Source organism: Desulfobacter sp., from assembly GCF_050177295.1.
This window is the reverse complement of record NZ_JBFXHE010000112.1, coordinates 1-11,365: the sequence shown is the minus strand read 5'-3', so window position 1 is coordinate 11,365 and position 11,365 is coordinate 1. Positions and strand designations below refer to the sequence as shown.

The following is an 11,365-nucleotide window of genomic DNA, read 5'->3' as shown; positions in this document are numbered from 1 at the left end:
CAGGGCTGACCCCGATATAAAAGAGCAGTTGAAGCATCCAGTTGCGGAGGGTTGTATATATCATGCCTTCTTTTTTCCAGCGCCGGGCCGAGGTAACCACCGGATCTGAAATGAAGTGAATTTTATATCCCTTTTTTCTGAGTCTGAGCATGATCTCCACATCTTCCATCAGTGCAATTGGTTTATATCCTCCCAAGTCCCAAAAGCATTTTGATTTAATGAATATTGCCTGGTCGCCAAAAGGAATCCGGGTGATCCGGGAACGCAACGTTGCCACCTTTTCGATGATACGAAAACCTAATTGCTTTGCGCCAATGGCCAGATCAAATGCACCGGCAGCAACTTCCTTGTCCCGGCAGGCATGAAGAATTGTTTTGAGTGCATTTGCAGGCAAAACAGTATCTGCATGGAGAAACAGCAGCAGATCTGCGGTTGCGGTCCGGGCCCCATGGTTCATCTGCACGCCCCGGCCGGCCGGTGATGCTGTTTTGATAACATTCGGGTCATTGATCGCTTGAAGGGTGCGTTTTTCAGGGTCTCCATCCACCACAATAATTTGGGTGGCCCACAACATCTGGGATGCCGATGATTTAAGGTCGCCAATGGTTCGGTTAATACGGTCCGCTTCGCCGTATACCGGTATAATAACGGAGATCAGAGGATTCATTGGATTGAGGTTCCGGAAGTTGATTTGAAAATAATATCCCCGTAAAAGGCCGTTGACGTTCCCTCCGTATTGTCCGAGTCCGTCATGATCGCCACACCCGAAGTCATGGGGGGCGGGTGTCCGAAACTATCCACATAGTCCTGATAAATATTACGTTCTTCGGTGACCCAGGTGCCCACCTTGTCGTCACCGCTTTGCACGGCGATCATCATAACCTGATTGATGTAGGGGTTGGGTATCCGGGTCCCTTTAGGGACGCGGTTGGCCCAGATATAGGTCACCACTGTTGCAGGTGGATACTGGCCGTATATCAGGCGGGCGGTTTCAAATCGGGTTTTTTCCCAGACCCCTGCCTCATCAGGGTTATATTCAAAAGCCACATAAATTCGTGCCGGATAATCATCCCCGCTTTTTTGGGTGACATCGGTTTTCTTATTAATGTCCGTGATTTTCCATTGCCATTGAATAATGGGATATTTTTTCACATCAATGCCGATTTTGCGGATCAGTCCCGAAGCGGATGCCTTGCTATAGGCTTTGATTACAGTTCGCCCCTGGTCTTCAACCATATTGTATGTGGTATGTGCCTTTATTTTTTTAAATGTCAAAGGCTCCCAGTGCCGGGGTAAGATTTCCCCGGTATTCGCCTGGGAAAAGCCCCCTACGGTTAATATCGGCTCGGCGCAAAGCGCAACAGCGACGTGCAAAACCACGATAAAGCTGACCGCTATCCAAATCTGTTTTTGTCGACTCAAAATTTTACTCCTTGTTTTAAGAGGTAATTGGTTGTGTGTACGGCCGTTTTGCCGGCTGGATCAAGATTGAGAAAGGCTAAGTCCTTTTGGGTATCAATGTCCCGCCACACGGGCAGAGTACAGTGTGACACATGATGATCTTTAAATCTGTTCAGGGTCAGATCAAATACCTGGTCGGTTCCCCAGGGGATACCGTGAAATATCCGGGGGGTAAATCCTTTGGCCGTAAACCCGATCAGATAATATCCGCCATCATGACTTGGGCCGATGGCCGCACTGCACTGGTCCAGAGCCTTAAAGGCCGTATCAAGTATCTGAGACGGCAGATCCGGTAAATCAGACCCGATGAGAACGGCCCTTTCATATCCGGCGGTAAAGGTGTCGGCAAGGGCATTTTCCATTTTTTCTCCCAGGGTGGTGCCCTTTTGGGGGAAAAGATCCAAATCCTCTCCCAGCCAATCCCTGATATGATGAATGGCGTTTTCCGGGTAATAGTAGACCCGCAACGCCCAGGGAGTTGATCGAACCATATCCAGAACATCCATCACAAAGCAGCGATATAACGCCAGGGCTGCTGTGTCTCCCACCCCCTTTGCAAGGCGCGTCTTGACCCGGCCTTTTTCCGGGGATCTGATGAAAATGATGACAGCGTTGTTTTTTGTCATCTTCACACCTTGAAATAGGGGCAGGTTTCCCGGATGCACTCCCTGTTTTTGCCCTGTTGGCGGCATTGCGCCTCGCCATGGGCCCTCAGAACCAGGGGCAGGTACGCTTCGGACAACCGGGCCACTGTTTTCAATGTTGTCCAGACCTCCCGCTGGCAGCATCGGGCCGCCTCAATCCCGTTCAGGTCGTGGATAACGGCTTCGGACACCTGCTGGACGATCTGCCTGGCCTTGGGTTTTAACGGGGTGCTTTTCAAAATGACCCCAAAGGCAATGCCCGCACCCACAGCAGCGCCGCAGGTCCCCCAGAAAGCGCAGACACCGCCGGGAACGGCTCTTCCCCGGTCAATGGCCGTAATGATGTCGCTGTCTGTGATATCCCCGCCCAAATTTCTGAACACGGCGGTGATGACGCCGGGCACTGCAAAATGATGCTCGGGGCCATGGAGGGGAAATGAGGGATGACTGCGAAGCTGGTTGATCAGATCAATCATATCTGTTGCATCGGTATGGGTGCAGATATGTTTGACCACATCCACTATCTCTTTTCCATGGCAGTGGTCGCAGACAAAATGACCTTGTTCGCATACGGCGTTGGCTGGGAATTGATTGCCGCAGAAAATACAGTTTTCCTCTCTTTGTTCTTCCAGATAGACCAGTGGTTGGCCGCACAGCATGCAGTCCTGTTGAAATTTTGTATCTGTTGTCAAAGAAGCCGTTTGGGTCAAGGTGGCCGCGTTCTCGTCCACAGGGGAGGGCGGCAGTTCGCAGCTGCAGGCGTTCACGGCGTCGATATTGGATACACTGCCCATGTGATCCAGCTCAAAAATCGTCGTATCCTCCCGGGCATCAGAGGGCCTAGTGGACTCCGACGATTGCCCGCGTAAAAGCACCTGTCCGTCGTCAGTCATCACCGCGGCATGAGGGCCTGGGTAAAAAACCATATTTTTTTCCGCAGGCTTAGGCCGAAAGGCCGTATAGGTGACAGCATAAAACCTGTGGTTCAATACCTCTTTGTAAAAAAAACGTTTCACCACCCTGATCCGGCTGAATCCGGCTGATTCCAGGATGCTCATCAGCTGGGGCTGCACAAGTGCCCCTGACAGACACGCCCCCCGGAGTACCGCATCATTCTGGATTTCAGGGGGGCAGGGATCATCGGTGACCACGTCGGAAATAAAAATCCGCCCGCCGGGGACAAGTATGCGAAAAATTTCAGCAAAAGTCTGCCGTTTGTCCAGGGAGAGGTTAATGACGCAGTTGGAGATGACCAGATCCACGGTGTTATCCGCCAGGGGCAGTTGTTCAAGAAACCCTTTTTTAAAGGAGACATTCCCGTACCCCAGGTTTTGGGCCACATCCCCAAGGGGTTTTCGGGCCAGGGCCAGCATGTGATCCAGCATGTCAATCCCGATGACCTGTCCCGAAGGACCTGTTTTCCGGGCGGCAATGTAGCACTCCACCCCGGCACCGCAGCCAAGATCAACCACGGTATCACCCAAAGTGATGCCTGCGTCCAGGACCGGGCTTCCGCACCCATAGGAGCGAATCCTGGCGGATTTGGGAATATGGGACATTTCCGCATCGGGATAGCAGACCGGATTGGTGATGTCCGTATTCTCCTGTTGTGCGGCAGCCGAATAAAATTGCCCCACAACGCCATGGGTATCGGCCAGGGTGAGTACGCAATTGGAGTGGGTCAGGGCCACAACTTCACCATCCTTTTCACAGTGCAGCAACTTCTCGCCCATTTTTCGCCGGATCTGGGGCCAGGGCGCTTCTTTGGTAACTTGAGCCGACTGAACCATTAACCACACTGCCAGGCGGCTATGCAAGGGCAGGTAGGGGTCATGACCCAGGTATGATCCGCCGTTATGGAAGCTGTGATCAATGTCCGGACCGCCAACAATGTATTTTAAAGGATTGTCCCCATAGACGGGATCATCCTTCACTGATAAACTTCGCAGGGTTCCAAGGACGTCACTGTTTCGCCAGATCGTCTCCAATCCCTGGGAAACATGGCCGCATACGGTCTCTTGACGGTCGATCAGGGCCGGGGTAGGGTAGATCATGCCGTCTGGGCCCAGTGCCAGCGACTCCCACCCGGCATTGCCCAAGTCGTATTTGGTGCCGGGGGTGGAGAAGACCCTGGCGGCCAGGTTGGTGATATTATCAATGGACAGATCGTGGGCTGCTGCCATATCGTGGGCCTCAATCAAATATTTGAACAGCTCAGCCATGGGCACCGCCGGCTGGGCCGATGCCCGCCCTGTGGTTAAAAGCCACATGTAATGGATGGCGTTAATCGAAAACTCTACCCCCAGCTCTACCATCTTTGTCATCTGATGGAAATTGTCCGGGTGCACCACCATGGAGAGGGTGGTTATAATATTCGATCCTTTTAGACTGGCAAGGCCGGCGGTTGTTTTGCCAAAGGCCCCGGTGCCTCTTAAGCGATCGTTGGTCTCTTCAAGACCATCCAGGCTGACCTGGAGAAACAGGCGTTCACACGGCAACGTCTTGAAGAAAGCAAGGTGGGCCGGTATCAATATTCCGTTGGTTAAAATCACGAGCAGGGTGTCGGGATATTCATTTAAAATCAGCCGGCAAATTTTCTGGAAATCGGGGTGTACCAGGGGTTCTCCGCCGGTTAAATAAAAAATCCTGGTGCCCAGGCCGTAAGCCTGGAAGACCGTGGCGGTGATCATGTCGAAATCCATGGTCCGGCTTGTTTTGGATGAACAGGAAAAGAGGCAGTGGCGGCAGGCAAGATTGCATTTGTCGGTGATATGCAGCCAGAACTCCTTTAACGATTTAAGGGTCAATGCGTGGGCACGGCCCTTGTAATCGGCAGTGTCCGGTGATTTTAATAAGGAGAGAAACTGGGATTCACGGACGATGGCGCTAAAATCCGTATCACCGGGTGCCAATGAAGCCCCCGGATACTGTTTTCTCCCGTCCTGATTTTTGGAAGAGATAAGCTTTTGAAGCAGCCGGTCTCCTGCGGTACTGGGGACGATCCAGTCCACAGATTCGGGGTTGATATATACGGCGGTGTTGTCCTGTTCAAGTCTGATCCAGCTATGATATTGATCTGTGTCCAAGGTGTGTACTCCCATTGTGATTGTGCAAGTATCAAGATTCAAAAAATAATTATTTACGCTGCCAGGCCAAAAACCGTTCAATAATCCCTATCGCGGTTTTCGGCACCCGGGCTCTTTTCCAGGCACCCGCAGCAAATCGGCCGGACTCTGCCAGGGTCGGGTAAATATGTATGGTGCTAAGGATTTTATTAAGTCCGATATTGTATTTCATGGCCAAAATAAATTCATGGATCAAATCTCCGGCATGGGACCCCACAATAGTCACCCCCAGGATTTTGTCTTTTTGGGGAACGGTCAGCACTTTGACAAATCCCCGGGCTTCGGAGTCGGCAATGGCCCGGTCCAGATCGTCAATCCCGTAGCGGGTCATCTCGTAGGGAATATGGGCGGCAAGACAATCTTTTTCGTTCATTCCCACCCGTGCCACTTCGGGATCGGTAAACGTACACCAGGGGATCACCCTGTAGTCTGCCGTGAATTTTTTAAAAGACCCGAACAATGCGTTTACAGAGGCATACCAGGCCTGGTGAGCGGCCACATGGGTGAATTGATAAGGGCCTGCAACATCACCGGCCGCATAAATATTGGGCATGGTGGTCTGCAGCCATTTATTGGTTTTAATGGTACCATTGGGGTTCAGCGCCACCCCCAGTTTTTCCAGCCCAAACCCTTGGGAATTGGCCACACGGCCCAAGGCAATCAAAAGGGCGTCAAACCGAACGGGCACTTCTTGTCCATCCGAATTTCGGGTACAGATCAGTTTTTTTTCGTCATTGTCCACCCGGATCTCCTTTGTCGTGTGCCCGGTGAGGACCCGAATGCCCTCCTGGATGAAGGTCTCTTGGATGAAATCGGACACATCGTCATCTTCCCGGCCCATGATCCGGACAGCTCTGCCTACCAGGGTAACCTGGGCACCTAAACGGGCAAAGGCCTGGCTGATTTCGCACCCGATGGGACCGCCCCCCAGCACCACCAGCCTTTGGGGTAAATCTCTCAAAGACCAGACCGTATCAGAGGTGAGATACTGCACCTGGTCAAGGCCGGGGATGGCCGGAACCATCGGCCGGGCGCCCGTTGCCACGACAATGCTGCGGGTGGTGATGACTTTACCGTTCACCTCAATTTTATATGGGGAGATAATATGGGCCTCGCCCCGGATGCAATCGACCCCGAGTTGGGTATACCGCTCCACAGAATCATGGGGTTCTATTTTTTTGATGATCTGTTCCACCCGCTCCATGACCGTTTTAAAATGGAAGTCAATATGGGTATGTTCAAAACCAAACTCCTTGGCCCTTTTGGCATAGGAGAGCATTTTTGCGCTGCGCAGCAAGGCTTTGCTGGGCACACACCCGGTGTTCAGGCAATCTCCCCCCATTTTGTCCTTTTCCACCAATGCCACACCCGCCTTTACAGCCGCTGCAATATAAGAGGTCACAAGACCTGCGGAACCGGCACCGATAACCACCAGGTTGTAGTCAAATTTTGAAGGCTTGGAAAATTTTGCCATGACCCGCCGGTTTTTCAAAAAGCCTGTGAACGCCCTTGCCATCCAGGGGAAAAGTCCCAAAATGGCAAAGGAAGCGAGCAATGGAAAGGAGAGAATCCCGGATGCGCTTTCCACCTGGGATAACCGGGTGCCGGCATTGATGTAAGCAAGGGTCCCTGGAAGCATGCCCAGCTGACTTACGATGTAGAATATGCCCGTTTTAATGGGGGTCAGTCCCATGAGAAGGTTGATGACAAAAAAGGGAAACACCGGCACCAGGCGCAGGGTGAAAAGATAAAAGGGACCGTCGGTTTCAATTCCCTCATTTATTTTTTTGAGCCGGTCGGAAAATCGATCCTGGATGTACTCCCTTAACAGAAATCGGGACGCAAGAAAGGCCAGGGTCGCACCGATGGTGCTGGCAAAGGAGACAATGATTGTGCCGGTCCAAAGCCCAAACACGGCACCGCCTGCCAGGGTCATCACCACGGCTCCCGGAAGTGAGAGGGCCGTTATAACGATATAGACTGCCGCATAGATGAAGATGGTTAGAGTTGTGTTTTCGACATAAACATGTTCCATGGCGGCTTGTTGGGATTTAAGAGCCTCGAAGGTCAGGTGCCGGTGAAGATCCAATGAAAAAAACAGGATAACGCCCAAGATAAATGTTCCAAGAATGAGTACCTTAAAGAATTTTTGATTCATTTTATATCCAATTCCATTAAAACGTTTAGGAAGGCGGAATGATGCAAGTCCACCCGGGCAAAACAGTATGCCGGCAATGACTGAACCGGAAACTATTGTCTGTGACTCAGTTACTAAAAAATAGCATGTAGCCGCCATGCCGTAAATGTTGTTTTCAGATTGTGTGGTTCACAAATCCCTCACAAGCGTGTTTTCATTTGACTGGTTCCTGCAAGGGCCGTTATGATTGAAACAAATCATTGGAGGCCCGGACTGGACAACAAGATCTCATTTCGGAACACCTAAATCGAAAGGAGCCCCATGCAGAAAAAAATTCTTGTGGTGGAAGACAATGCCGAGCTTTCCGACCTTCTCCTTCTTCATCTCTCCGACCAGTTCTGGCAGGTGGATCTGGCCCGTGACGGCTTTACCGGATATAAGAAGGCGGCAGGCGGGGGTTACGATCTCATCGTCCTGGACATTATGCTGCCGGGCATGGACGGCATCGAGATTCTTAAAAGCATTCGGGGCATGGGCCTGGTCATTCCAGTGCTCATGCTGACCTCCAAGTCTTCCGAGATCGACAGGATTCTCGGTATAGAACTCGGGGCGGATGATTATATTACCAAGCCCTTTTCCATCCGGGAACTCGTTGCCCGGATCAAATCCATATTCCGGCGTATGGAAAACCTCTCCGTCATGAAGAAGAGCGCGTCAGAATCCATCATCCAGGCCGGGGGGCTCGTCATTGATCCCGAAAAACGCAAGGTCACCGTTGCAGGGAAGCATGTGGATCTTACGGCAAAGGAGTACGAGCTTCTCACCTTTTTTGCCCGCCATCCAGGCCGGGTGTTTAACCGGTCCCAGCTTCTGGAAAATGTCTGGGGATACGGCCACGACGGCTACGACCATACCGTCAACTCCAATATCAACCGTCTGCGGGCCAAAATAGAATCCGACCCGGCCAATCCGCAGTATATCTTGACGGTCTGGGGGGTAGGATATAAATTTACGGAGACGGATGAGGCTGATGTTTAATTCTTTGTACTCCAAAATTGCCGCAGGCCTGGCCGCCCTCTTTTTTGTGGTGGGCCTGATTTTTATCGGGGTGACCGTCTTTGCCACAGATATGTACCAGCAGGAGGTGAACCAGAAGCTGAACACGGGCCTGGCCCGACAAATCGTCAAAGAGCGGATTCTCATGGAAGAGGGCAGGGTGAATCAGAAGGCGCTCAGGGATATCTTCCACATGCTCATGGTCATCAACCCCGGTATTGAGATCTACCTTCTGGATGTTGATGGGAACATCCTGACCTTTTCCGCCCCCGAAGGCAGGGTCAAGCGCAGCAAAGTGAACCTCGCCCCTGTAAAGCAATGGCTGGACGGCACTATGACCCCGCCGGTTCAGGGGGATGACCCCAAAAACCTTACCGAAAAAAAAGTCTTTTCAGCGGCACCCATTGAACGAAACGGCATCCTTGAGGGCTACCTCTACGTCATTTTGGGCGGGGAGGAATACGATTCCGTTGCCCAAAAACTCAAAGGCAGCTATATACTCCAGCTCTCGGCCTGGATGATCGGGGCCGGTCTCCTCTTTGCCCTGGCCGCTGGTCTGGTCCTCTTCGGCCTTCTCACCGGGCGGCTGAAAAAACTTGCCGCCGTCATGGAGGCTTTTGAAGGAGGAACTGCAGGGGTTGATGTCGATCTGCCCAGGGGCCAGGGACCGCCCGATGAAATTGACCGGCTGAGCACCACTTTCAGGGAGATGGCTGCCCGGATCAAGGCCCAGATGGCGGAGCTGAAGGCCTCTGAGCAGATGCGGCGGGAGCTGGTTGCCAATGTCTCCCATGACCTGCGTACCCCCCTGGCCACCCTGCAGGGGTATATCGAAACCCTGCTCATCAAGGAGAATCAATACTCTGCCGAAGAACGGCACCACTACCTTGAGATTGCCATCCGCCACTGTCGCCGCCTCAACACTCTGGTCACGGAACTGCTTGACCTGGCCCGCCTGGAGTCCGCCCACATGGATCTTTTTCCGGAACCCTTTGACCTCAGGGAGCTGATCCAGGATATCTGTCAGAAATTTACCCTTGCCGCAGAACAAAAAGAGATTGAACTGAGCCTGAGTTTCGAAAAGACCGTTCCCTTAGTTGAGGCGGACATCGCTCTGATTGAGAGGGCCCTGGAAAATCTTATTGAAAACGCCTTGCACTATACCCCGGCAAAGGGCAGGGTGTCTGTTGCGGTTTCCTTGGAAACCGAGGTAATGATCCGGATCAGCGACACAGGCCCGGGCATCCCTGAAAAAGAGCTGCCCCATATTTTCAACCGCTTCTACCAGTCCGATCCGTTTAGCAGAAAAAAAGATGGGCACACTGGCCTGGGCCTTGCCATTACCTCCAGGATTCTCCAACTCCACGACCGAGAGATTCAGGTTGAAAGTCAAGCGGGCAGGGGGAGCTGTTTTTCCTTTTCCCTGCCCCCTTGGCAGCGGTCCTAATAAAATTCAATGCCGGGGTAAAGCCCCCCATGGTCGATTTTTTGTGATAAACTTGTGACCTTTGACCGATCTATCTGTGATGTTATCTTTCTAACATAAGGGGTAAGGAAACCCAAAACCCTTAGAAAGGAGATTTGCCATGAAATCCAAACAGATCATTCTAACCCTTACGACCCTCACCCTGTTCATCGCCCTTGGATTCTATGCCTTTGCAGGCATGGAAGGGGAGGTGAAAGAGGACGCCATTAAAAAAGAGGGGGCCGGAAACATGATGGACGATAATATGATGAAACCCGAGATTGCCACCTTTGCCGGAGGCTGCTTCTGGTGTATGGAGGCGGACTTTGAAAAAGTCAAGGGCGTCCAAAAGGTGATTTCAGGATACACCGGCGGTCATAAGCCCCATCCCTCATATAAAGAGGTCTCCAGCGGCGGCACAGGCCACACCGAGGCCATTCAGGTCTATTTCGACCCAGAGGTGGTAACCTATAAGGAACTTCTGGACTACTTCTGGCGCCACATCAATCCCACGGATGCCGGCGGACAGTTTGTGGACCGGGGCAATCAGTACCGCTCTGAAATCTTTTACCACACCGACAGGCAAAAAATGGAGGCCGCGGCTTCCAAAAAGGACCTGTTATCCGCCATGGCCTTTGACAAGCCCATTGTCACCCGGATCACGAAGGTTGAGACCTTCTATCCTGCCGAGGCGTACCATCAGGACTATTATAAAAAAAACCCCATCAGCTACAAATACTACCGGTGGAATTCGGGTCGGGATCAGTTTATCGAAAAGGCCTGGAAAGACACGCACATGAAAAAAGACGGGATGAAAGCGGCGTGGACGCGCCCCTCAGATGCCGCCATCAAAAAAATGTTGTCCCCCATGCAGTATAAAATCACCCAGCACAAAGGCACGGAACGCCCCTTTGAGAATGCATACTGGGACAATAAAAAAGAGGGTATTTATGTGGATATCGTATCCGGAGAACCATTGTTCTCATCAACGGATAAATTCAAGTCCGGTACAGGCTGGCCCAGTTTCACCCGACCCCTGGAGCCGGAGTATATCGTTGAAAAGACGGACAAAAGTCTGTTCATGACACGCACCGAGGTCAGAAGCAAGGTTGCCGATTCCCACCTGGGCCATGTGTTTGGCGATGGTCCAGCTCCCACGGGCCTTCGGTACTGCATTAATTCAGGTGCCTTGAAGTTCATCCCCAAAGACAAACTGGCCGAAGCGGGATATGAAAGGTACGCAAAGCTCTTCTAATCCGATCCGAGTCCTTGATCCCTCAAAAAGCCCGGCAGCATGTGGCTGCCGGGCTTTTTGTTGGAAAGACTAAATATATGGTCTGATAATATATTTTCCGGTGCAGATCTTCGGGGTATTCAGGAGATATTGGGCCATGCCAGCCTGTCTACTACCCAGGTGTACACTCATGTGAGCATGGATCGCCTGATGGCGGTGTACGACAAAGCCCATCCACGAAGT

8 protein-coding genes and 1 pseudogene are annotated in these 11,365 nt (G+C 52.0%); 4 read left to right on the top strand and 5 right to left on the bottom strand.

Going from position 1 to position 11,365, the window contains the following annotated elements:
• From AB7U36_RS10060 to AB7U36_RS10040, 5 genes are all read right to left on the bottom strand, one after another.
• Positions 1-667: TIGR04283 family arsenosugar biosynthesis glycosyltransferase (locus tag AB7U36_RS10060; RefSeq protein ID WP_428159648.1), on the bottom strand; the 667-nt coding region annotated here is incomplete at its 3' end.
• Positions 664-1,422 carry a DUF3047 domain-containing protein gene (locus AB7U36_RS10055; RefSeq protein ID WP_428159647.1) on the bottom strand — a complete coding sequence of 253 codons (759 nt, stop codon included), beginning with the start codon at positions 1,420-1,422 and terminating at the stop codon, positions 664-666. The genes AB7U36_RS10060 and AB7U36_RS10055, both read right to left, overlap by 4 nt.
• A complete protein-coding gene (locus AB7U36_RS10050) occupies positions 1,419-2,087 on the bottom strand; it encodes a TIGR04282 family arsenosugar biosynthesis glycosyltransferase (protein ID WP_428159646.1) in 669 nt (222 codons plus the stop codon). The genes AB7U36_RS10055 and AB7U36_RS10050 overlap by 4 nt, the downstream gene beginning before the upstream one ends.
• 2 nt (positions 2,088-2,089) lie before the next feature.
• Positions 2,090-5,191: a DUF5714 domain-containing protein gene (locus AB7U36_RS10045; protein WP_428159645.1), complete on the bottom strand. Its 3,102-nt coding sequence runs from the start codon at positions 5,189-5,191 to the stop codon at positions 2,090-2,092.
• A gap of 49 nt (positions 5,192-5,240) precedes the next feature.
• Positions 5,241-7,388, bottom strand: coding sequence for an FAD-dependent oxidoreductase (locus AB7U36_RS10040; protein WP_428159644.1), 2,148 nt, complete (start codon positions 7,386-7,388; stop codon positions 5,241-5,243).
• Between the two features lie 300 nt (positions 7,389-7,688).
• On the opposite strand from AB7U36_RS10040, the gene AB7U36_RS10035 reads away from it, so the two are divergent.
• The 4 genes and pseudogenes from AB7U36_RS10035 to AB7U36_RS10020 form a co-directional block, all read left to right on the top strand.
• On the top strand, positions 7,689-8,405 hold the full coding sequence (locus AB7U36_RS10035) for a response regulator transcription factor (RefSeq protein WP_428159643.1): 717 nt from the start codon (positions 7,689-7,691) through the stop codon (positions 8,403-8,405).
• Positions 8,389-9,870: an ATP-binding protein gene (locus AB7U36_RS10030; RefSeq protein WP_428159642.1), complete on the top strand. Its 1,482-nt coding sequence runs from the start codon at positions 8,389-8,391 to the stop codon at positions 9,868-9,870. The genes AB7U36_RS10035 and AB7U36_RS10030 overlap by 17 nt, the downstream gene beginning before the upstream one ends.
• Before the next feature lie 139 nt (positions 9,871-10,009).
• On the top strand, positions 10,010-11,143 hold the full coding sequence (msrB, locus tag AB7U36_RS10025) for a peptide-methionine (R)-S-oxide reductase MsrB (protein ID WP_428159641.1): 1,134 nt from the start codon (positions 10,010-10,012) through the stop codon (positions 11,141-11,143).
• A 96-nt stretch (positions 11,144-11,239) separates the two neighbouring features.
• Positions 11,240-11,365 (top strand): annotated as a pseudogene (locus tag AB7U36_RS10020) (tyrosine-type recombinase/integrase); the annotation flags it as partial.

What these genes read in the sequence shown, in the direction of transcription:
- AB7U36_RS10030 (WP_428159642.1), top strand. Translation starts at nt 8,389, where the DNA reads ATGAGGCTGATGTTTAATTCTTTGTACTCCAAAATTGCCGCAGGCCTG.
- AB7U36_RS10035 (WP_428159643.1), top strand. Translation starts at nt 7,689, where the DNA reads ATGCAGAAAAAAATTCTTGTGGTGGAAGACAATGCCGAGCTTTCCGAC.
- AB7U36_RS10040 (WP_428159644.1), bottom strand. Translation starts at nt 7,388, where the DNA reads ATGAATCAAAAATTCTTTAAGGTACTCATTCTTGGAACATTTATCTTG.
- msrB (WP_428159641.1), top strand. Translation starts at nt 10,010, where the DNA reads ATGAAATCCAAACAGATCATTCTAACCCTTACGACCCTCACCCTGTTC.
- AB7U36_RS10050 (WP_428159646.1), bottom strand. Translation starts at nt 2,087, where the DNA reads ATGACAAAAAACAACGCTGTCATCATTTTCATCAGATCCCCGGAAAAA.